We start from the raw sequence: 21,542 nt of genomic DNA, 5'->3' as shown, positions 1-21,542 counted from the left end.
CCACCTCTCAGTTGTGCACGTGCTCAATCTTAGAGTTCCATACCTACTCCAACCCCTATTCTTATGACTCAACTACCTCTCAGTGCCGTTTCGGCATTCGTTCTCTTCTCTGGTCTGGCTAGCATCTCTGCGAACGCAGCGACACTCGTCCATTATCGCATGGGGGATGATACCTCGCTAGTCACCGATTCCTCGGGCAACGGGCATAGCTTGAGCTCCACCGCGACAGAGACTGTGATTCCCGCGACGGGCGATGGCAGTGCCTTCAGCAATCCAATCCCGAATACGGGTGATAGTAATACTTCTATGGCATCCTTTAGTGGTAGTCAAAACATGGCAGTGGCCGATCCCTTTGGAAGTCTGACCGCCTTCACCGCAGAGGCCTACATTAACTTAGCCGGCTTCAAGAGCGGCACGCAATATGTCATGTCGCAGTGGTCGACTTCAACTAATGGCCGTAGTTGGGGGATTGGAGTGGCTTCCAGTAGCGGGACTGGAACTGCGAGTGCGAACGAATTGTATCTGCTAATGGGGACTGGAAGTTCAGGCTCTGAAGTCGTCCCCTTGGGCTTAACGCTTACGCTGGATACTGACTTCTATATTGCACTCACATACGATGGCACGACCGGAACGAATGATATTAATTTATATTATCAGGATCTGATCAATTCGAGCAGTCTCATGTCATCGACTATCTCTTCGGGGATTACGACTAGCATTAACAATACGTCGGGTGTCTTCAGAGTGGGTGCGTATGGTGCTTCTAATTCTGCTAATAGCTACTGGGGCGGCAATATCGACGAAGTGCGCGTTTCGGATACGATCTTGGCTCAAAATGATTTACTTGCGGTGCCAGAGCCTTCGAGCTTCGCGCTGATTTCTGGCTTACTCGCACTTTTGTGTGTCAATCGCCGTCACCGCAGAGCTTAGATTTTTGAACTGCGATGATACGCGCGCAACTTGTGTGAGATTGTCGCTTCTTGAGCTTTAACTTTTAGTAGTAAATGATCGAGGGCGTCGACTGCGCTCTGTAGTGTGTCGATCAGCTTAGCCCGTTTGTTGGCGACGAGTTCCTTTAAGAGCCCGTCCAGTGGCGTGCCATTGGCGACTTGACTGGAAATAAGACGATCAATCCAGAGGCGCGCGCTACCGTCGTAGAAGCGCCATTCGGGCTGGAATTGTGGGATGCTATCCAGAAAGGCTGCGTGCAGTGGGGCAAGTTCCGGCGAAGACCATTGCTTGAGAAAGGCTTGATTAGTCAGTGGTTCCGGTTGCCAGACCTGTTGTGTCCAGACTGCCGTTCCCATGGTATGTTCTCGAAGGTTGCTGACGTTGAGCAGCGCATAATACGTGTCTCCCTTTTCGACGAGTTGCTGCACTGTGCGGGCAATTTTTTCAGGAGGCGGCCCACTAACTAAGTGGGGGCCCATACTCCAAACCGCGACGTGGTAATAATAGCCGCGGGGGCGCTCGCTCTCCCGTGGAAGTGTGAGGAAGTCGTCCTGCATTTCTTGAGTGCGACTATGATCGGCAAATATGTAGCTGACTCCTTTGGGGGCCTTGAGTTGACCTTTGCTAATCAGCTTCGCTCCTTCGTACCACAAGGTGAGTGTGGCCGGTGGTTTCGGCCGTGGGTCAATGGATCGGATTATGGCCATTTGGCCCTCCAGGGCTGAGGCAATAAATTCGCCCGCGCGTGCCTGCGCTTTAGGGTCATGGTTCCAGAGCGGGCGGTCTCCGCGTCCGCGCAGGCCCACTTGCCAGATCAGCTGTTCGCCTGCAATGGCTTGCCAGCGTTCGGCGTAAGCGCGCCAGCAAGTGCGCATAGCGTCGGATTCTTGACGGTAGCTGAACTCGGGGCTTTTACCCTGACGCGCCCACCACGATTCGTAAGCAAAGTGAGACACGCCGAGCGGTTCGATATGGTGCTGAGACACGTAGAGGCCGCGGCGGATGGCGGCGCGAATCATGTCAGCCTCCGGGGGGTGCATGATATCGATAAAGGAGGCTAATCATTGTCTTTTACAGAGTAGGTGTATTGTTTTTGAGAGGCTAGTTCCGTGACCACGAACTGTGATGCATCCGGGGCGACTTCAAGTTTCCAGGATTCGCTGGCTCCAGGGCTTTCGAGGATGGGGGCCTGACTCTCGCCGCGCAGGTGCCATTGGGTAATTGCAGCGGGATCGTCGAGTGCGATGGCATGCACGACCGTGCGTTCAGTCGCTGCGCTTTTTTCGGTCCAGCGGATGAGTTGCCCGCTGCCGGGTTGGCCTTCGCCGAGTTGATTGGGGAGCGGGTGATACGCATCGTGTACGTAGCCATGTAGCGGTCCGTTCATGCAGCTGTCGGCAAGGTGAAAGAGCTTCATGCCTGCATTGCCGCGACGTGCGACTAGTCGGTCGGGCTGCACGAGCTTGAGGTCGAGTTCGCCGTCCCGATTGTTGAGCAGCCAAGACCAAGAGGTTTGGACTGGCAAGGTCGAGACGATGTGGTCGACCACAAAGAGCGCGTGTGAGCCACAGAGAAACCAGAATCGAGCAAAGCGGGTCATGGGGGGGCCGTAGAGTGCGGCGACTTCGGAGGCGATGGCTTTCACTTGACCTTGATGGTTGTCAAACAAACGTTGGCCGCCTCGTTGGATCGGAGGCCCTGGCTCGCGTGTCGTTGGATTGAGGATACGGCGAGCGGATCGTGACTGTTGAAGTGTCTGCCCGCGCAACAATTCTTCTTGGAGATGGAGGCCGTCCCCCTGGTCTTCGACCTTAAAGGTGCAGGTGTTGTGGTTCAGGCTAGAGCATTCGAGGTCGTGGATCAGATTGCGATAACAGCTATGCCCCGGATCGACTAGCAAACGCTCTTGGTTGTGGACGAGAATAAAACTGTTCAGGTCGCCGTGTAAGTGCCCGGGGCCGTGCATAGCGTCTCCCGCTCCATGGACGGCGAGTATGGTTTTTCCATTCCATGCATCGCGGGCAATCACGTCCCCGGAGCTAAATGTTTCTAGCTCAGTCAGGCCAGCTGCTGGTGGTTCCAGTGCTTGCGCAGCTTGGCAAAGTAGGGGCAGAGTCAGGAAGCCGAAATCATTGACGAAGCCGAAGCTAGCACGATCAAATGGCCCTTGCTGGGTGCAGGGTAAATACAAGTTATCGAAGAGCCAGCGAGCGAGGCCCGCGTCGCTGGGGTATTCCTTTTTCGCCTGCGCGGCAATATGTAGGAGGAAGTCACCCGAGGCTCTGTAGATGGCGGCACTGTCGTTGAAATTCGCACTCCGGGGACGTGGGTAGGCGCCCCAGCCGAGCAGTGGCTTTTGGTAAAAGAGCGAGCAGGCGTCCCAGCGGGGTTTGTGCACCCATGGGGAGATGGGGAGCTCATCGCTTAGAGCGGCATCTCTACGGATCAGTGCCTCGCGGGCGAGCATAAGCGTGTAGCCCGCGTAGTTGCCGTATTGGAGCGATTCTGAATCGCTGCCGTCGGGTTGAAATATGTCGCTACAGCGGGTGTATTCCTCGCTCGCATGGCCAATGGCTTGGGCATCGTTGAGCACGGCGGCCGCGACGGCAACACCGGCATTCATCACGCACCGCCAATTGGCCATGTGCTGGTTTTGATCTAACCAGCGCTGGCAGAGCGGGATGCCTGTTTCTCTGAGAACTGTGCCTAATTCCAACCGTTCTTGCTCGGTAAAAGCTTCGGCGGCAAGGTCGAGTGCAATCGCGACCGACCAGGTCAAGTGCGCGGTCTCCAGATGTCCGCTCTGTTGTTGCCCTTGGTGGCTGCGAAAGGGAGGGCCCACCCAGTCATCGATCGGCCGACGGGCGATACTAAGCGTCGTTTCCCTGAGCCAAGCGGCCAGCTGATTACTTGGTTTTAGAGCATAGACCATTGCGGCATCCGTCAGGTATTCAGATACAAAATGCCACCACTCACAGCTGGTCTTTAAATCGCTTAAGCCCGGTGCTGCGGCGCGTTTCTCGACTCGATTGATTAGAGCGTAATAGAATGGGCGGACGGGGTCTTCTTTGCGTGCGGACTTGAGCGTAGTTTGCTCCAGGGTGGTTAGGAAAAGACTCATAATAAAATGTGCGAAATCTATTTAACCACTTTTTACAGGTTTTGCCTACGGCGTTAATTGACATTACTTGAACTATCTTGACCTATGAGTTCTGGGGGCATGATTCAGCTTGCTTCGTCACAGCTGCTGTCAATGGATAGCGCTCGATGATGACACAGGATTTATCTTTCGATCTGCCCCGACTTCCCCGCATTCCAAACTTTGCCGTTAACATCTGTTCTCATGGAGCCGTTCCTGGAGAAGAGGGGCTCATTACCCAGAGCATCGCGGCGGCGATTGAGGCCTGTGCGAGTGCTGGCGGAGGGCGCGTGGTCGTGCCCAAGGGACTTTGGTTGACGGGGCCGATTCATTTGTGCAGCCATGTCGAATTACATTTGGAGCATGGCGCTGAACTTCGATTCAGCACCCAGCCGGAGGATTACTTACCGGTCGTTTTTCAACAGCGAGGAGGGATACGCTGCTATAATTATTCACCCTTCATTTACGCGCATGAATGTCATGATATTGCCATTACGGGGAAGGGGGTTCTCGATGGTCAAGGGAGCTCCTGGTGGCCCTGGAAGCAACAGCAGCCTGGTATGGTCGATCTGTTTAAGGCGAATGCGGAACGACGGCCGGTCGAGCAGCGTGTTTATGGCACGCCCGAGCACGGTGTGCGTCCGCCATTTATTCAAACGATCAACTGCCGTAACGTCTTGATCGAAGGGCTCACTTTACTGAATAGCCCCGCCTGGACGATCCATCCCGTCTGGTGCGAAGACTTAACGGTTCGTCATGTCAAGATCAAGAATCCGGCAGATGCGCATAATACCGATGGCATAGATCCGGATGGTTGCCGTAAGGTGCTGATTGAGCACTGTCGAGTGGATACCGGCGATGACGGAATTTGCATTAAGTCCGGTCGCGAATATGATGGCTGGGAGAGTGGTCGACCTTGCGAAAATATTCTTATCCGTCACTGTGAAGTACGTTCTGCGCACGGTGGAATCGTAATCGGAAGTGAAATGGCTGCGGGCGTTCGAAACGTGTTTGCACACAATTGCTGCTTCAATGGCACAGAGATCGGTATACGGCTTAAAACTCGTATGGGACGCGGTGGCTACATTCGAGATGTGCGGATCGAGCAAATCAAAATGCTCAATATTCGGGACGATGCGATCTTGATTACGATGCGCTATAACGGCGAACAGTTGGACGCTGCGATGGCTGGCAGTCTTGCGATCCCTACCATCGAAAACATCGCGCTTGCGGATATTGAATGTGAGCCGAAGGACAAAGCGATCCGTTTGTTTGGACTCGAGGGGCATCCCTTACGCAATATATCTCTCGCGCGCGTTTCCCTACAGTCGCCTGAGCAGATTGTGCAGGAATTCGTGACAGGCCTAGAGTTCTGCCCCTGAAATCACTCGGGCTGCTCGCTTCTTTTAATTCAGTGCACCAGTTGAGCCTGCGGACCAGCCCGGCTCCCATATGCCGGAGACTTGGACGACTTGAGCGAAGTCTGGAATGCCAAAGCTTGCGTGTTCTAGGCGATCTGTGAGTAATTCGATTGTCGCACTGGCCTCTTTCTCCAGATGCTGAACTACGCCGGCTTCCTTTCCACCTGCTTGTTTATCTAGGCAGACTAAAGACAAGTCTGCAGGGATATGAATGGAGGCGTTTTCAGCCCATTTCTGAATGAAGGCAAAGGTGTCGCGACTTGCGGCGAGGATGGTCTGTGGTTTTGTCCTATGATACCAAGCTGAAAAAACTTCTGGCGTTAGATGGGGTACTATCAGCGGAAAAAGAAAATCTTGAGGGTCTTCTTGCCACTTGGCTAGATAAGCTGCCTTCGAAAGGTTTTGCACGCGGTGATCGATATGTCTGCTACTTACGAAACTAAAGCGACTGTGCCCCTGTTTTTTGAGCGCATTAATTGCGATTTGAACGAGGCCGAAATAGTCAATGACGACACGATTGAGTGTTGGGACCTTGAGCGAATAGCCAATGGTGACGGCGACCATATCACTGAAATCAAATTCTAAAGTATCATTGTCGGCTGCTAGCGGGCAAATTATGGCACCTCTGATATTTCGTGTCTCGAAGATTTGCTTTAAACGCTCTGGACTCAACCCCGGTTCATGTAACCAAAAATCTTCAACTTGATAACCTCGGTTGCCTGCATGTTTAGCTAGGAAATGGCGGAGGTGCAGGTAATTGCGTGACGCTTTCCATCCATCGCGTGTTTCGAATTCCGTGATGAAGGCCAAGGTCGCCGTGGAATTTTCAGGCGACTTGCTTCGCCGCTGGGCAATGAGTGCCGATACGTAGGGGTTTGGGCGGTAGCCCATTTCGTTGGCTGCTTTTAGCACACGTAGCTGAGTCGCTTCGGGTATGCGCAAATCCTTTTTCAGTGCCAGTGACACGGTGGATGGGTGGACATTTAGCGCACGTGCGACATCCGCCATAGTGACGTTTTTTACCATATATTCAATAATATGAATTGCAGCAAGGTTTACAAATCAATTTCAGGAAGCATTTTTTTATGAAACCTATCGGGATCCAAGCGATTCTATTTTTAATCATACTGCCTCATCAACCTCAGTGAAAATAACCATGAAAGCTATAAAAATCTCCCTTTTCCCACTTACAACTGCGCTGCTAACGTCCAGCCTAATGGCTGTTCCGTTTGATATAGATTATGATTTCAATGGGAATTCGACTGAAGCGGCGGAAGCGACAATCGTCATGGGCGATGTCTCCGGTTCAACGATCACCGCGGCTGGGTATAGTGGTTGGGCAAGCTTTGGTAGTGAGGCGGCTCAATTTCGGTCTAATTTTACTCCTTCGGCTCAATCGGATACTGACTATATCACCTTCACATTAACTCCAGAGGTTCTGGGTGAAACACTAAACCTCACATCGTTGGCTTTTTCTTTAGGTGGACGTGACGGGAATGCAAACACTTCAATCGTTTCTGTGAAGATTCGTATCGGCGAAACGGGCTCCGATTTCAGCACTCTCTCCGATGTTGTCTTCTTGCCTGGTTCCGTAAGCACCGCAACCCATACGGTCGTTGGAGCAACAAGTCTTGGTGCGTGGACGGACTATACGGCTGATCTCAGTGTTGAGACTTATCAAGGCATGGAGAGTGCCGAGATTCGTATTTATTACTTTGATAACACAGGTGGCTCAAACATGTATGGTGCGATCGACGATATTTCAATCTCCGGCGCATCTGTGGTTCCAGAAGCCAGCACCACTGCTTTACTTTCAGGGATCGGCGCTTTCATGTTTGCCTTTGTGCTGAAGCGTCGCCGCTAGTTCGGTTTGCTCTCTCGCGAATCCGCGAAGCGGTTTCGACCACTTTGTGTTGAAACGTGCCCGGATCGAAATGGAGTCCCCCATTCGCTAGAACGTGGATAGTGGCAACCCGCCCCAAGTGATTCATCGTCTGAGTGGAATGGCACTTAGTTAAGTTTCGCGAGCACCCTTCCTCCTGCGGTGAGGCTAGGGCGGACGTGCCGGCGAGGGGCAGGAGTTGACTCTGCTGCGGCATTCTTTTTTCACCCTATGCGCCCGCCCTCGCGGAGCGGTTGTGACATCGCCGACCATCTATTCAATGATGTGAATAAGCATAGGATTCTACAAATCACATTTTTAACTATGTATGGAATGACGGCTGAATCAAACCGAGCCGTTTATCTAAAACTATCCTAATACAACACCGGAAAATCATGATGAAAACCTCCAAGCTCTCCCTCATTTCTCTAACAGCCACCTTGCTAACGTCTAGCCTGATGGCGGGCACGTTCGATATCAGCTATGATTTTACTGCTAGCACTGATCCGGAAGCTCCCACGAACATCTCAGGTGACGTCTCAGGCACAAATGCTGCATGGGTCGGATTGTCTGGCTTCCATGGCTTTAGCACTAGCAGTGATACTGCTTTTATCCAGTCTAGCTCAAGCCCCGCCGCGCGAGATTTAGGAAAATATCTGACACTCACTCTGACTCCCTCAGTTTCAGGGGAATCTCTCAATTTAACTTCGTTTAGTTTTTCATTTGGTGGCAGCAACAGTGGGGCAACTGTTAACCCGATCGTATCTGCAAATGTTCGAGCGGGGGAGACAGGATCGGACTTCAGCGCTATACCCGATCTCGTCTTTCTCCCTGGATCCGTGACTACTGCGACGCATACGATTACAGGATCGACCAGTACATTTACGACATATACCGCCGATCTCAGTGCGCCGGCTTATCAGGGACTGGATAGTCTGGTTTTTCGAATTTATGTTTTTGATGACGCAAATATTTCAAGCGTGTTCGACCGTATTAACGATATTTCAATCTCCGGCGCATCTGCGGTTCCCGAAGCCAGCACCACCGTTTTACTGGCAGGCATGAGTGCTTTTATGTGTGCCTTCATATTGAAGCGTCGTCGCTAGTTCGGCTTTTTCTGCTATGTCCACTCGGAGACGCATCACATGAGCGAAGCTACAGCCATTCTTGAGTATCCTGTCGAGTTGCCAGTGCGAGGTCATTATGATGTCGTTGTCGCCGGCGGAGGTCCCGCGGGGATCGCAGCGGCCATCGCCGCGGGGCGTTCGGGGGCGAAGGTTTGTTTGATCGAACATCAAGGCATGCTCGGAGGCATCTGGACGGCTGGCTTGCTGACCTTGATTCTGGATTCTAAGAAGAAACCGGGTTTGATCGTTGAGATTCGCAATGAGTTAAGGCGTCGCGATGCGATCGAGCCGACACGTGATCTGTACGATGCGGAAGCGATGAAGTTGGTGCTCGAAGATCTGTGTCAGCGAGCGGGGGTTGAAGTTAGGCTCTACACCCGATTGGTCTCAGCAAAGCTTGCGGGTAGGCGGATGACGCACGTCATCTTGGAAGCCAAAGAGGGGCGATTCGCGATCGCAGGCGATGCCTTCGTCGATACGACTGGTGACGGCGATTTGGCGGCGCGCGCGGGGTGCCAGTTTGACTTAGGGCGCGCTGAAGATTCCTTGTTACAGCCGATGTCGCTCTTGGCTATGCTTTCAGGTGTGCCTGAGTCGATTCGCAAGGCGCCTTTCAAGGGGGCGACGAGCGGTTGCTGTGTCGATAAAGATTGGTTGTATCAAATGCTTGTGGCTGCGGGTTGCACGCCGAGCTACACCAAGCCGAGCTTGTTTCCTCTGAGCAATGGGCTGTGTTGCCTGATGTCGAATCATATCTACGAAAAGAGTCCTTTAAACTCGGTAGATTTGACAGCTGCAAGCATCCAGGCTCGTAAGGAATTGCACGAAGCAGTTGCAGCCATGCGGACATTCCCAGGTGGGGAGTGGAGTGAGGTGCAAGTCGTCGCTTCGGCCCCGCACATTGGCGTCCGGGAAGGGCGTCGAATTCGCGGTCGATTTCACATTACCTTAGAAGATCTGCTGGTAGGTCGAAAGCATGTGGACGCAGTTACGCGGGTCACCTTTCCGATTGATGTGCATAGCATTATGAAAAGTGAGGGTGGGGGCTATGGCAGGGATTCCGCCGCTGCACCTTCTTTGCCTTATGACATTCCGCTGCGTGCATTGATCGCAGCGGATGTGGATAACTTGGCCATGGCCGGGCGGTGTATCAGCGGCGATTTTCATGCGCATGCCAGCTACCGGGTGACTGGTAATGCAGTGACGACTGGGGAGGCTGCCGGTATTTTTGCCAGTCATCTCGCACGCACGGGTTGCGATGCGAACAGCTACGAGGCGTCCGGAGTATTGGCTGAGTTGGAAGCCTTTAGGCAGGCCTGTGAAGCGCGTGCTTGCGAGCCTAGGGCACTCGTCTGAGGTGGAAATTTTCTTCGCTAATCCAGTTTGACAAAGCCTGTTTCTAGTCAGGTATCCACACACTCGGCAGCGCTTCAGAGTTGACTCGACCAAGCCTTAACTTCTCGTGTCCCGTAGTCGCTGACATTCATGAAATGTGCCATCGTCAACGCAGGTCCTCGCTAGAGCGCGGTCGTTCTGGGCGACGCGTGGCACGCCATCTGACATTTCTAGTGATTAAATCACGAACTTCAGTTGCTGCATATTAGCTGTTAATTGATGAGGCTACGGTGTCTTCCGCTTGCAACTTAGGCCGACAAAGTGCGGCTATTTCGAGATGACTTTTCCATCTTTTTGTTGGCTAGCCTTCCAGTGTTTGTCGGCAAAATCCATATAGCAGCTCCAGTCGTATGGCGTCAGGTCATGCTCCCCTTGGCGGACATGGTAGCCGATGTGGCCATCATTGATTGGCTGGTTCGATGCGGGCATTTTCTCGGTCTGCATTCCGTCCAAGTCGAATAGCTTGTAGACTGGTGCAGCGTGAACGCATGAAAGGAACTCACCTTCCGGATCGGCCCAGAGATCCCGGTCCGCACTGGCCACGTAGACTGGTCGTGGGGCCATCAGTGCTATCAGCATGTGTTGATCAACCGGTAGACTGCTCTCCTTGTCATTATGCTGCTTGTAATTCTCACAGAACCAGTGGGGGAAGCTCTTGTTTACTTGGGCGACACTTTCCCCTTTCTGATGCCTTGAGAGGGCCGCGCCAGTACATCCGGAATTGTTAGAGATCACCATGGCAAATCGTTCGTCCTGGGCACCCGCCCACAGCGCTGCCTTCCCGAGGCGGGAATGACCTAGGACCGCGACCCGACTGTGATCGACATCGGTATCCGTCTCTAAGTAGTCCATGAAACGGCTCAGGCCCCATGCCCAGGCTCCAACCGCTCCCCATGCATCTCCAGAGCGTTGGCTGGGCGCGTTAAATAACGAGTGAATCCCATTTTCGAATCCGTCATGAAAGTCGGGGTCTATGTCGCCATAGTTGGCGGTAGCGATGCCGTAACCGCGCGCGAGCAATGCTTCGATAGGATACCGCGGCGCCTTCTTGCCTCGGAATTCCTCTGCCGGTCTATACTTCTCGCGTAGGTAGCCCTGAGTGATCGCGATGGCTGGGTCGGAATGGATCGTGTGATTACCACCGAAGTTCAGGAGGAGTAGGACGGGAACTGCTTGCTCGTTTGCCGACTGGGGCAAGTATAACAGGAGATTCATGCGCAGATGTTTCTGACCGGACGTTGCCTCGATTGCGACCTGTTTGCGAATGGCTTTGCCGTTCAATGCGTTAGTATCCAAATCAAAAACTGTAGCGTTGATATTCAGCTCCTGGACTGGAGTTCTTCCGTAGACATGGGTACGGAATAGCTCAAGGATCTCGGGACGACGCGTCTTCTGCCACTGGTCGGACGTCGTGACCTGATTACCTGCCAACGTCGTGAGTGGGGTGGGAAGTGATATGTCGTCCGAGGCGCTTGTAGTTAGGATGGAGAGCATTATTCCCATTGTAGTTACGGCGAGTCTCATGTGATATTTCCTTTATGGTTATTGTCAAATGTAGGCATGGAATGGGGCACGTGCGAGTTGACCACCATCGACTGGAGTGTGCTTTAGATTCCCTTTTCGGTAGATATTTGCCAGAGCCGTCGCGAAGCTTTGGATGACCTTGGGCGAAACGATGGTCTTTCACATTTTTGTCGCAGGCTAGAAGCCTGTTGTTCGCTCAGTCTTTCGAATTAAGCCATGGTGAGAAATACTTCGGGGGTGACTTCGTGCTGCATGGGCTGGCCGGCGAGGTGCCTTTCAAGTTCATCGACCATGTATTCGCCCATGCGCTGGCATTCTTGATTGAGGCTGCCAGCGATGTGAGGGCTGATGATCACGTTGGAGAGTTTCCATAGGGGGCAGTCTGCATTTTTAGGCTCGTTTTGAGTGACGTCAACGACGGCGTCGAGATCGCTACGCTCTTCAAATACTTGGGTAAAGCTGGTTTCGTTAATGAGCCCTCCACGCGCGGTATTGATTAGTGTGGCGTTGGCTTTCATTGAGCGTAGCAGTTGTTCGGTGATCATTTCTTCAGTCGCGGGGAGGTCGGGCGCGTGTAGGCTGACGACGTCTGCGGTTTTAAATAACTCTTGGAGGCTGACGAGTTTGAGGCCGAGTTTGCTGGCTGTTTGATTGGACGCGAATGGGTCGTAGGCGATCACGTTGAGATTGTGTTGATCGCGTAGGTGTTTGGCGACGAGTTGCCCAACGGTGCCGAGTGAGACGATGCCGACAGTACTCTTGTAAATGCCTGCGGCGTCGGCGGGTAGTTGCCAGCTGCGGTTTGCTTGGGTGGTGCGCGTGGCGCGGAAGAATTTTTTGAGACTTAGGATGATGAGCGCATGCGCATATTCTGCGGTGGGGACTGCATTGGCTCGCCATGCGGATGAAATACGAATGCCACGCTCTTGGGCGGCTTCGCTGTAGAAAGAGCGAATGGTGCCTGAGCCGTAGAAGATGTATTTGAGATTTGGAACGGCATCCAAGAAGGCGTCGTCCATGTAGGCCATGCCCCATCCGGAAAAGATGTATTCGATGTCCTTGAGTCGATCAGTTGCGTTTTGCCAAGTTTCGTAGTGCAGTACGGTGGGTTCTAATTGTGTGAGCTCCGCGATCCTTGCCTGTGAGTGCGTGGAATAGATTTTATTTAAAGAATCCTGGCTTAATAGGAATAGGCTTTTAGGGCGATCTGGCATATTATTACACTGGTTTGTCGGCGATTTAAGTTAGGGTGCTGAGCGTATGACTGGAAACACATAGTAAGGCTAATGTGTTATACACGTAAACCGGGGCGTAGTTAGCTGAACTTTGCTTGAGGTTTACGAGTAAACATAGTTGTATCTTGTTTCGCGCGTCTGATGCCTTCAGTTCTTTTGAATCTTTCTGTTCGAGGGCCTGCGCTTTCATTGGGTATACTGCGGGCTTTCTTGTCACCTCATCAGCTGTTTTATTCTATGGGCATCGAATACGCCACTATTCTCGTTTATTTTGTTTTCTTGATCGTTATCGGGATGTGGGTCTCGAAGATGAATAATTCGGTCGATGATTATGTGCGTGGCGGTGCGAAGGGCACTTGGTGGATTGTTGGTACCAGTATATTCGTGGGTGGGATTAGTGCGTTTACTTTTACGGGAAATGCCTCGGCGGCGTTTTCGGCGGGGCCGACGTTTTTGGTCATTTATGCCGCTAATGTCATTGGTTTTTTACTGTGCATGATTCTGGGTCCATGGTTTCGACAAACGCGCGCGGAAACGTGGGCGGATGTTTTGCGGGAGCGTTATGGTGTGCAAATTGAACAGTTTAGCTCGATTCTGGGGATCGTGCTGTCACCGTTATCTGCGGGGATTCAACTCTACGCGCTTTCCGTTTTTGCGAGTTCGACTTTGGATCTGCCGATCATACCAGTGATTTTTGTGCTGGGAGGCATTGCCATTACCTACTCGACGACCGGTGGACGTTGGGCGGTGATGGCGACTGACTTCGTGCAAGGCTTGTTGATGATGGCCATGACTTTTCTCGTCTTTTATCTTAGCTTGAAAGCGATCGGTGGCTGGGAAGCGTTCTTCAGTTATTTCACCAAACCTGAGTTTATTGATGACTTCAAATTTGTGAAAGAGCCGGGCGAATTCTGGCAGGATAAATACAGCCTCAAGTGGATTGTGGTGATCTTTTTCGTGCAACTGTCGGGCTATATTAATCTAACTTCTGCGGGCCGCTTTCTTTCGGTTAAGGATGGGAAGTCTGCGCGAAAGGCATCATTGCTGGCAGCGATATTGATGTTCGTCGGAAGTATCGTGTGGTTTGTGCCGCCGATGGTGGCGCGCTTCTTATTTGATGCCGACATTAATGCTTTGGATATAAAGGAGCCAGCGACGGCGAGCTATTCGTTTATTGCTCAGAGTTTGTTGCCAAATGGTTTGATGGGGCTGATGTTGGCGGCGATGTTTGCCGCTACGATGAGTAGTCTCGATACTGGGCTGAATGGCACGACAGGGGTGATCGTTAAGAATGTGATCCCTCAAATGCGGCGTCTGCTAAAACTGCCGCCTTTGAAAGAACGAACGGGAGTGCTGCTTTGCCAAATTTCAACATTGGTATTGGGGCTCTCGATCATCGGGACGGCTTGCTTGTTTGCTGGGCAGCAAAAATTTGAGCTCTTCGATACGATGCTGATGATTAGCGCTGTGATTGGTGTGCCGCTGGGCTTGCCCGTATTGCTGGGGCTATGGGTGAAGCGCATCCATTGGAAGACTTACTTCGTAATTCTAGGTGTGGCTATGTTGCCGTCGATTTACTTCACCTACGATCAGATGAGCAACGGCACGGAGTGGTATATTCAAGATCGTATGGTCTGGCTGTATGTCTTTGGCTTCGTGGGGCTGTTGATCAGCTTGCCACTGTGGCGCTTTGCTAAAGCGGAGGAACGGGCGCGTATCGAGCGTTTCTTTAAGCAGATGCATACGCCAGTTGATTTTGAAAAAGAAGTCGGTGAGTCGAATGATTACACTCAGTTGAAAATGATCGGTGTGTCCTCATTGCTGATGTCCGCGATGGTGATGTTGTTCTTACTGGTTCCCAATTCTGCGGACGCGCGTCTGCAGATCGCTTGCCTTGCCGGATTTATGGGGGTTGTGGGAGCGGTGCTGTTAGTCGCGGCTCGCCGTTCTTCTAAATCCAGCCAGACGATTGTTGCAGATACGAAGACCATACCGGAGGCTCAACCTGGCGAATGAAGTCGTATGATGAAAAAATACATTAGAGTTCTCTTGCCGTTGTTCTTATTGATTTTCGCGCAAGGCGTGATTGCGGCGAAGGGGGGGCATCGGCCTAATATATTGTTTATCGCGGTCGATGATTTGAAGCCCTTGCTCTCTAATTATGGAGATCCAATCGTAAAGAGTCCTAACTTCGATCGCTTAGCTGCGATGGGCGTGACGTTTACCAATGCGCATAGCCAGCAAGCGGTTTGTGGTCCTTCGCGGGCGAGTGTGTTGACTGGTTTGCGGCCCGATCGAACGCGGGTCTGGGATTTGAGCACTAAGATTCGTAGTGAACTTCCGGAGGTGGTGACGATACCGCAGCATTTCAAAGCGAATGGTTATCAAGCAGTCGGCATCGGGAAGATTTTTGATTCACGTTCGGTGGAAGGTCCGATTTACGATGATGCTGTATCTTGGAGTCGACCTTTCGTGCAAGCACCTCGCAATGAGCAGTCGGCCCTCGGTTTTTTAGATGCTGAGCTTGTCGCCAAAGTGAATGACGTGCGCAAAACTCCAGACGCTTCAGAGGATGAATGGAGTCTGCGTTCGGCGGTCGGCGGCGTGCCGACTTATGAAAGGTCGCATGATGTGGACGACGAGGCTTATGAGGATGGGCGCATTGCGGCGACTTCGGTCAAGTTACTGCAGGAGTTAGCGGCGGCTGAGGCTCCCTTCTTTTTGGGAGTTGGCTTTCATAAACCACATTTGCCGTTTAATGCGCCCAAGCGCTACTGGGATTTGTATGACGAGGCTACATTGAGTCTGGCTGCTAGAACGGAGATGCCGGTAGGGGCGCCCAGTTATCATTTTCAGCCAGGCTGGGAAATTCGTAATGGGAACTATTCCGGGGGGGCACCGCTCTCTTCGCCAGAGCCGATAGCGGATGATCTGGCGCGCACATTGATCCATGGTTATTATGCCTGTGTTTCTTATATTGATGCTCAACTTGGGCGGCTACTTGATGGCTTGGAGTCCACGGGGGAATTGGAGAACACGATCATTGTTTTATGGAGCGATCACGGTTGGCACCTCGGTGACCATGGGATTTGGTGTAAGCATACAAATTACGAACAGGCGACTCGCTCGGTGTATATGATTTGTAATCTCAGTGATGCGAATATTGCGCAGGGAGAGCAAGTGGCTGCGCCAGTCGAGCTGCTCGACACCTTTGCGACCCTCTGCGATCTGGTTGGAGTCAATGCTCCCTCAGATATCGATGGGCTGAGCTTACGACCTTTACTCTACGCGCCTGATGGACGATTGAAGGACAGTGCCGTGAGCCAGTTTCCACGTGAGTATCAGGGGCGAAAGATTATGGGGTACGCGTGGCGGAGCGAACGTTATCGCTATATCGAATGGGTCGATCACCGATTTCGCGAGGGTGTCTTGGGAGGGCCTGTCGTCGATGTGGAGCTTTATGATTATTTAAATGATCCCGAGGAGAGTCGAAACTTGGCAACGGATTCTGCTTATGAGGCGGTCTTAATTGAAATGCGCACGATTGCTGACGATTATAAGAAGGCGCAAGCTTGGAGTGTTTTTTAGCCTGATTGAAAGTGAGTTCGCGCAATATTAACCGAGGGGAGTTTGATTGACAGAGCGTAAGGTAGAAAAGATTTTTGTGCCAGAAATGGATAAATCCTCAAAGACCACGACCATGGCTGAAGTTGCTGCCGCAGCGGGGGTTTCTAAAATGGCTGTGTCCTTAGCTTTGCGCGGTAGTTCTCGGGTGTCTGAGTCGACTCGATTACGTATTCTCGAAGTCGCCGGTCGTATGCATTATCGGCCCAATCCAATGGTGCAGACTTTAATGGCGAACTTGCGTGCGACTCGTCCAGTTGAGATGCACTCGGCGATTGCTTGGGTGACGGCCTTTGATTCGCAAGATGGCTGGGCGGATCATTGGGTGTATCGTGAGTATTATAAAGGGGCGGAGCAGCGTGCTCAAGAGTTGGGCTATCGGATTGAGCCGTTCTGGGCGTTTTCTGAAGGAATGAATGGTGCGCGCCTAAGTGATGTGCTGTGCGCACGTGGCATCGGAGGTGTGATCATTCCCCCCGTGCCGAGTCCCGCGACTGAGATTGATTTAGAGTGGCAACATTTTGCTTCGGCTACGATTGGTTATAGCTTTTTAAAGCCGAAGCTGCACCGTGCGGCAGCGAATTTGGATGACGGTATGACGATGGCTCTGCGGCATTGCGAGGACGCGGGCTATACGCGTATCGGTTTTGTGACACCTGAAGATACGGATAAGCGGGCGAATCATACCTGGTTGTCGGTCTATTTGGCTTGGCAGCGCTTTCAGCCTAAGAAACGGGTGGTGCCTATGCTCTATGTTGAAGAAGGCGTCCCAATAGAAGATAAATTAGGGGCGTGGCTGGAAAAGCATCGTCCAGATGTGATCATTGGGCCGAATACTGAGTTTGTCGAATGGTTGCCAGAACTTTTTGGCCTACAGATTCCAGAAGATATTGGCTATGTGTCTTTATCCAAACCAATCAAGCACGTGTACTCGACACGTATCACTGGAATCAACCAGCAGGATGCGGATGTGGGTTCGTGCGCAGTGGATTTGGTTGTCGCTCAATTGCAGCGCAATGAACTCGGTTTATCCAACAACCCAAAAGTCGTCTTGAGCCATGGTGTTTGGGAACGAGGGTCTACACTCGTTGAATCTGATGCGGACTTAGAGGGCAGTGCATCCGAAGATCAGGCATCTGTTACTTCTAATTGATCGTTTGCAATTAGGTCGCGCAGTAAAACAAAACGTAGTTGAAACGGTTCGTTCGGGTCCTCGAGCAACAGGACTAATATGCGAATATTCGATGGCATCGAGAAGACGGTCGAAATCACTGGTCGCCATGATTGATTTTCTGTGACATAGCGCACCATGCGGAAAGGCACCAGATGTTTGGGGCCTGTGGTCACTTCTGGTTTGGCGATGGCTTGCCCGCGTGGTTCGATTTCAAATTTGCTTGGGCCTAGCTGGCCTGTGAGTTTTTGAGAAGTAAAGTTCAGGAAGCGAACCGATTGCTTTGGAAATATCTCGTAGCGGTCGTCGATGACGAGCGCATTGTAAGGCATTGCATTTTCGCGACTTTTATTGGGGATGAGGATGACCAACACTTGCTCCGAATCGAGTGGCAGTGTGACTTGTGCCAGCGGTACTGAAGGGGTGGTGCCGTCTTCATTGGGCGGTAGTAGCGAGGATAGCTGATAGCTCGCAGGCCCCTCGTAGGTGATGGCCGAGGAGCGAACTTGCATCGGTGCAAGGATCGGTTTTTTTGCATCGTGCCCGGGGTAAGTCAGTTCGAGTTCATTGTCCCAGCACATGAGAGTCATCTCAACTTGGACTGTAGGATTCTCTGTTTCTTGCGCCAATGAACGATGCGTTTGAAGGACGAGTAGACAAAGTAGTGTGGCTATAAATGTGGTTGATTTCATATGTCGTTTTCTGTGAGCCAGCGCACGTGGGTGATGACAAAACGTCGTCCAAATTGATCGCTTATGGAGCCCGCGGCAAGATCTGCAGTTTGAGTTTCTGGGGCTTCGCCGCCGACATATTCAGGCACACGTTGTACGTAAGCCTCGCACCAGATTTTGGCTGAAACTTTGCCCGTGACTGAATTACGCGCATCGCCGTATGTCCGTATACGAAAGGTGTCGGAACGGGCGGACATGGCGGGTGCCAGTGGAGTGATCAAATCATTTTGCATAACGAATCCTGGTGCTCCAGTCGCTCGAAGTTTGCCACGTGCGGCATCCGGGTTGTCGGCATTGAGTAGTGTGGTTTCCACGGTGAGGGCATTGCTCAGGCTAGTTGCTCCGACGATTCCAGGTAAGTCGTTTAACGCATCTTGACCATCTCCGGTGCGCGTGGGGTCATCCTGATTCATTACATTATCGATGGCGGCTTGAAGAATGCCTTTTTGGTTGCGCGTATCGTCTGACGGGTAATTGAGGTCGCGGTTAAGGAACTCTGCCAGGCTACGAGCGGGGCGTCCGCGTTGGCGTATGGCGTTGACTACTTCGCCGGCGATGGTGCGGATTTGGTCATCGCTTATATCGCGGTAGCCGGACCATTCGTAGAGTTCATTTAAGTGTGCGGTGGGATCCATGCCATGCGTGCGACGTAGCCGTAGGTAGGGGCGCACATTAGTGTCGGTTGTGTTGGCTCCGTTTAATGGGAGCTCGTAGGCGTAGTCGCTGCGGGGGATGCTGCCCAAGAATGCAGTCCATGCTTCGACCGAAGTTGAATTGATGTTGAAAGCGCCTTTGATCAATAGTCGCGAGGCTGCTAACTGGTATGCTTGGTTGCCTTCGAGAGCGGACAAGTCGGCGGACTCCTCCGGGTCGTAATAATCAAGTCGGGTGTTGGCTAATTTGTTGGGGCGATTGTCGAGTCCCGTTGACGGTAGTGTGGAGAAGAAAAAACGATCCCAGAGTGCTTCGTTGAGAGCGAAGCTGAAGTCGGGTGTGTTTGCATTGTAGAAGATTGAGGCGTAGCTGTTGCCGAGCGGGTAGGTCGGGTGTTTGCCGCCGGTGCCCCAGTTGACGTGGGCGAGTTGGCCAATACTGGTGATCGGATCATTGACCCGTGGGATGTCGAATAGCACGACTTGGCTGGAGCCATTGCCATCGCCTTCGATGCTGCCTCCCCAATAGGCATGTATCAAATCGAAGGATACAGGGATGGTGTAGTCGGCATCGCGGTAACTTTCGAAGTGATAGATTGGTGTGTTGTCCCAGCCTCCGAGTCGCTGCGAGATCACTGCGCGTGGATTACTGTCAATAAGCGAGCGCATGCCGGCGTCGATTTCACTCACTGTGCCGCCGTCAGATCTACGTGCTGGGTGGTTCCCTGGGAGTTGATGGTTTTGAGAGCCGGGTTGATTGCCGCTGGTGAGATAGCCGTTCGATGGCGTCGTCATTGATAGGCGGAAGGTGATCAAAGTCCGTGGGTCCATGGTGCCATCCATGCGTGCATACGGCTTAGTTTGTTTAGTGGAGGGGGCGTCTTTGTCGTATTTGATATCCATCCGCTTGGGCTCGGTTTCGATGTAGCGTGCGGTGATACTGGGCACGGGTAGGTTACCTGCGCTGGCATGGCCGACGGCCAGTGAGATCTTCGGATGAAATTGCGAGATCTCTTGCAGTTCAATTTTTGAAGTGGAACTCGCGGTCAGCGTCGGATCAATCGCGACACCGGTGTCGATTAGAATGCTGGCGGCACTGTAGCCAGGGGATAGGCTGATCACTCCGCCGGAGCTCGTGGTGTAAAATGTATCTGCGGGCAGTGAGTAGATTTTGACCTCACCGGGTGCCAGGCTGTCGGTGATATTGAAGGCGAGTTCGGAGCTGCCGAGGTGCGTGGCGAAGCTCAGGTCTGGGATCGATTGCGTGGGGGTGGTGGGAGAAATTGTGAATGGTATCGAGGGAGCGCTGCTGTAAACTGGAGTAAAGATGACCGAATAGTCTGCGGCATTTAAAGTTACGTTGTAGGGGTTGCAGAGCACTATGTTTGGCTCAATCGCATAGGAGTAATTGGCGCCGCTGATATCCAATCCAAAACGAAATTCCACCATCGTGACAATGGGGAGTATCGCATGTGTCGTGGAAGGCTCGATGTTCCAATTGTCGAGAACTGGAAAGGGCGCGGCGACTGGAGCCATGGCGCCGCTGCTGTTCGGGCGGTTGGACAAGAATGAGCGCACGAGATCCCAAGTCGGAGGCAGGACTTCTGAGGAGCCTGTCCATGAGCTCTGCGGAGCGATTTCTCCCACGGGGCCGGGAGATGGGAGACGGTCGAGGCCATTGCTATCTTTGTTGCCAAATGGGATGCGCACGCCGGATCCGACTTCAGTTGCTATCGGCGATGTGTTGAGTCCAGTGTTGTTATTCAGCACATAACTTAGGTCGCGGCGAAGACCACCACGTAGGGTGTCTACTAAGACTCCGTAGCTACCGACTGTGTTGATATTGGCAAAATTCGCGGCCATGCTTTCTGGAGTCAAACGGTCGTCAGCCGCCGAAAGATTTTCGAGTTGGTCATAGAAGACGACGCGTTCTAGGGATTTTTGAAAGTCGACGGCATTCGAACTTGAGGAACGGAGTAACTGAAAGAGATCGCTGAAACCGCTGATCAGTTCGCTGCCGAATGTCGGAACTGTGGTGAGCTGTTGCACATGTTCGTCGGATCCGCTGGTGGGTTCTGGGCTTGATGAGGTCATTTGCACTGACGCTTTGATGCCGAGGTCATCTACCCAGTAGGCGTAGTTGCCGGATTCGTCGATCGGGGAGGTTTGGAGCTTGATACTTTCGGGGATGCTCTGGTCGAGCAGGTTGTGTACTAGCCAGATGTTCTCATTGTCGAAACTGGGGTCGGCGACGGCAGGTTGATCGGGGCTGAGGCCGTTGTTTATATCTTCAGCGCCATTGACCAGCCAGACTAAAGGCTCGTTGTTTGCTGGGGCGGTCGCATGTGATGGTTCGAGCGAACTCGAAGAGTCGATGATCTGCGTGGGATCGCTCGGGTCGACCGCTCTAGCGTCCCATATACCAATCCAATTTGGGTTGCCAGTGTTGCTGGCATTGATGTCGGCGCGAGCACTGATGCGTTGGTCGGGGCCGGCAGTTTTTTGTAATTGTCCGATCGCCATCTGGAGCGCCATCATGGCGTTTTGACGGGCTTTCATCTGTGTGAGCGTCTGCGTGCTATTTTTGTTTTCAACTTGTATGAAGGATGTCAACGCGAGCAGAAGCAGCAAAATGAAAGCCATCAAGCTAAGGGAGATGACGAGTGCAAATCCACCGTTTGTACGGGAG

Annotated in this window: 15 protein-coding genes; 8 read left to right on the top strand and 7 right to left on the bottom strand. The window is 52.4% G+C overall.

Going from position 1 to position 21,542, the window contains the following annotated elements:
- The first annotated feature begins 63 nt into the window (after positions 1-63).
- Positions 64-930 carry a LamG-like jellyroll fold domain-containing protein gene (locus QEH52_RS02425; RefSeq protein ID WP_308948391.1) on the top strand — a complete coding sequence of 289 codons (867 nt, stop codon included), beginning with the start codon at positions 64-66 and terminating at the stop codon, positions 928-930.
- On the opposite strand, the gene QEH52_RS02420 is transcribed toward QEH52_RS02425, so the two are convergent.
- Positions 927-1,991: a glycosyl hydrolase 115 family protein gene (locus QEH52_RS02420; RefSeq protein ID WP_308948390.1), complete on the bottom strand. Its 1,065-nt coding sequence runs from the start codon at positions 1,989-1,991 to the stop codon at positions 927-929. The two genes, QEH52_RS02425 and QEH52_RS02420, sit on opposite strands and share 4 nt — an antisense overlap.
- Before the next feature lie 17 nt (positions 1,992-2,008).
- Positions 2,009-4,072, bottom strand: coding sequence for a heparinase II/III domain-containing protein (locus tag QEH52_RS02415; RefSeq protein WP_308948389.1), 2,064 nt, complete (start codon positions 4,070-4,072; stop codon positions 2,009-2,011).
- Between the two features lie 146 nt (positions 4,073-4,218).
- Here QEH52_RS02415 and QEH52_RS02410 point away from each other — a divergent pair, with 146 nt between their 5' ends.
- On the top strand, positions 4,219-5,472 hold the full coding sequence (locus tag QEH52_RS02410) for a glycoside hydrolase family 28 protein (RefSeq protein ID WP_308948388.1): 1,254 nt from the start codon (positions 4,219-4,221) through the stop codon (positions 5,470-5,472).
- Between the two features lie 24 nt (positions 5,473-5,496).
- On the opposite strand, the gene QEH52_RS02405 is transcribed toward QEH52_RS02410, so the two are convergent.
- A complete protein-coding gene (locus QEH52_RS02405; RefSeq protein WP_308948387.1) occupies positions 5,497-6,537 on the bottom strand; it encodes a LacI family DNA-binding transcriptional regulator in 1,041 nt (346 codons plus the stop codon).
- 130 nt (positions 6,538-6,667) lie between these two features.
- On the opposite strand from QEH52_RS02405, the gene QEH52_RS02400 reads away from it, so the two are divergent.
- The 3 genes from QEH52_RS02400 (at position 6,668) to QEH52_RS02390 (ending at position 9,876) form a co-directional block, all read left to right on the top strand.
- On the top strand, positions 6,668-7,375 hold the full coding sequence (locus QEH52_RS02400) for a hypothetical protein (RefSeq protein ID WP_308948386.1): 708 nt from the start codon (positions 6,668-6,670) through the stop codon (positions 7,373-7,375).
- A 413-nt stretch (positions 7,376-7,788) separates the two neighbouring features.
- Entirely contained in the window at positions 7,789-8,499 is a 711-nt protein-coding gene (locus QEH52_RS02395) for a hypothetical protein (protein WP_308948384.1), read from the top strand.
- Between the two features lie 39 nt (positions 8,500-8,538).
- Positions 8,539-9,876 (top strand): FAD-dependent oxidoreductase, encoded by a 1,338-nt coding sequence (locus QEH52_RS02390; protein ID WP_308948383.1) that lies wholly within the window; start codon positions 8,539-8,541, stop codon positions 9,874-9,876.
- 306 nt (positions 9,877-10,182) lie between these two features.
- On the opposite strand, the gene QEH52_RS02385 is transcribed toward QEH52_RS02390, so the two are convergent.
- On the bottom strand, positions 10,183-11,130 hold the full coding sequence (locus QEH52_RS02385) for an alpha/beta hydrolase family protein (RefSeq protein ID WP_308948382.1): 948 nt from the start codon (positions 11,128-11,130) through the stop codon (positions 10,183-10,185).
- Between the two features lie 518 nt (positions 11,131-11,648).
- On the bottom strand, positions 11,649-12,653 hold the full coding sequence (locus tag QEH52_RS02380) for a hydroxyacid dehydrogenase (RefSeq protein ID WP_308948381.1): 1,005 nt from the start codon (positions 12,651-12,653) through the stop codon (positions 11,649-11,651).
- Positions 12,654-12,911: 258 nt separating this feature from the next.
- Here QEH52_RS02380 and QEH52_RS02375 point away from each other — a divergent pair, with 258 nt between their 5' ends.
- The 3 genes from QEH52_RS02375 to QEH52_RS02365 all read left to right on the top strand — a co-directional run bounded on the left by QEH52_RS02375 (position 12,912) and on the right by QEH52_RS02365 (position 17,451).
- Entirely contained in the window at positions 12,912-14,690 is a 1,779-nt protein-coding gene (locus QEH52_RS02375) for a sodium:solute symporter family transporter (protein ID WP_308948380.1), read from the top strand.
- Positions 14,691-14,696: 6 nt separating this feature from the next.
- Positions 14,697-16,262: a sulfatase gene (locus tag QEH52_RS02370; RefSeq protein WP_308948378.1), complete on the top strand. Its 1,566-nt coding sequence runs from the start codon at positions 14,697-14,699 to the stop codon at positions 16,260-16,262.
- Between the two features lie 85 nt (positions 16,263-16,347).
- Entirely contained in the window at positions 16,348-17,451 is a 1,104-nt protein-coding gene (locus QEH52_RS02365; protein ID WP_308948376.1) for a LacI family DNA-binding transcriptional regulator, read from the top strand.
- Here the strand turns inward: QEH52_RS02365 and QEH52_RS02360 are convergent.
- Together QEH52_RS02360 and QEH52_RS02355 are read right to left on the bottom strand one after the other, a co-directional pair.
- Positions 17,427-18,161, bottom strand: coding sequence for a hypothetical protein (locus QEH52_RS02360; RefSeq protein WP_308948375.1), 735 nt, complete (start codon positions 18,159-18,161; stop codon positions 17,427-17,429). The genes QEH52_RS02365 and QEH52_RS02360 overlap by 25 nt on opposite strands.
- On the bottom strand, positions 18,158-21,412 hold the full coding sequence (locus QEH52_RS02355; RefSeq protein ID WP_308948373.1) for a hypothetical protein: 3,255 nt from the start codon (positions 21,410-21,412) through the stop codon (positions 18,158-18,160). Before QEH52_RS02355 ends, QEH52_RS02360 begins: the two co-directional genes overlap by 4 nt.
- Positions 21,413-21,542 lie beyond the last annotated feature (130 nt).

Source organism: Thalassobacterium maritimum (genome assembly GCF_031127805.1).
In the GTDB taxonomy this organism is placed as follows: domain Bacteria; phylum Verrucomicrobiota; class Verrucomicrobiia; order Opitutales; family Coraliomargaritaceae; genus Thalassobacterium; species Thalassobacterium maritimum.
Note: the sequence above shows the minus strand (reverse complement) of the source record. Positions and strands in the feature narration are given on the sequence as shown.

Bases quoted from the DNA above. Each gene is read 5' to 3' on its own strand.
- QEH52_RS02425 (WP_308948391.1), top strand. From the start codon at position 64: ATGACTCAACTACCTCTCAGTGCCGTTTCGGCATTCGTTCTCTTCTCT.
- QEH52_RS02420 (WP_308948390.1), bottom strand. From the start codon at position 1,991: ATGCACCCCCCGGAGGCTGACATGATTCGCGCCGCCATCCGCCGCGGC.
- QEH52_RS02415 (WP_308948389.1), bottom strand. From the start codon at position 4,072: ATGAGTCTTTTCCTAACCACCCTGGAGCAAACTACGCTCAAGTCCGCA.
- QEH52_RS02410 (WP_308948388.1), top strand. From the start codon at position 4,219: ATGATGACACAGGATTTATCTTTCGATCTGCCCCGACTTCCCCGCATT.
- QEH52_RS02405 (WP_308948387.1), bottom strand. From the start codon at position 6,537: ATGGTAAAAAACGTCACTATGGCGGATGTCGCACGTGCGCTAAATGTC.
- QEH52_RS02400 (WP_308948386.1), top strand. From the start codon at position 6,668: ATGAAAGCTATAAAAATCTCCCTTTTCCCACTTACAACTGCGCTGCTA.
- QEH52_RS02395 (WP_308948384.1), top strand. From the start codon at position 7,789: ATGATGAAAACCTCCAAGCTCTCCCTCATTTCTCTAACAGCCACCTTG.
- QEH52_RS02390 (WP_308948383.1), top strand. From the start codon at position 8,539: ATGAGCGAAGCTACAGCCATTCTTGAGTATCCTGTCGAGTTGCCAGTG.
- QEH52_RS02385 (WP_308948382.1), bottom strand. From the start codon at position 11,130: ATGAATCTCCTGTTATACTTGCCCCAGTCGGCAAACGAGCAAGCAGTT.
- QEH52_RS02380 (WP_308948381.1), bottom strand. From the start codon at position 12,653: ATGCCAGATCGCCCTAAAAGCCTATTCCTATTAAGCCAGGATTCTTTA.
- QEH52_RS02375 (WP_308948380.1), top strand. From the start codon at position 12,912: ATGGGCATCGAATACGCCACTATTCTCGTTTATTTTGTTTTCTTGATC.
- QEH52_RS02370 (WP_308948378.1), top strand. From the start codon at position 14,697: ATGATGAAAAAATACATTAGAGTTCTCTTGCCGTTGTTCTTATTGATT.
- QEH52_RS02365 (WP_308948376.1), top strand. From the start codon at position 16,348: ATGGATAAATCCTCAAAGACCACGACCATGGCTGAAGTTGCTGCCGCA.
- QEH52_RS02360 (WP_308948375.1), bottom strand. From the start codon at position 18,161: ATGAAATCAACCACATTTATAGCCACACTACTTTGTCTACTCGTCCTT.
- QEH52_RS02355 (WP_308948373.1), bottom strand. From the start codon at position 21,412: ATGAAAGCCCGTCAAAACGCCATGATGGCGCTCCAGATGGCGATCGGA.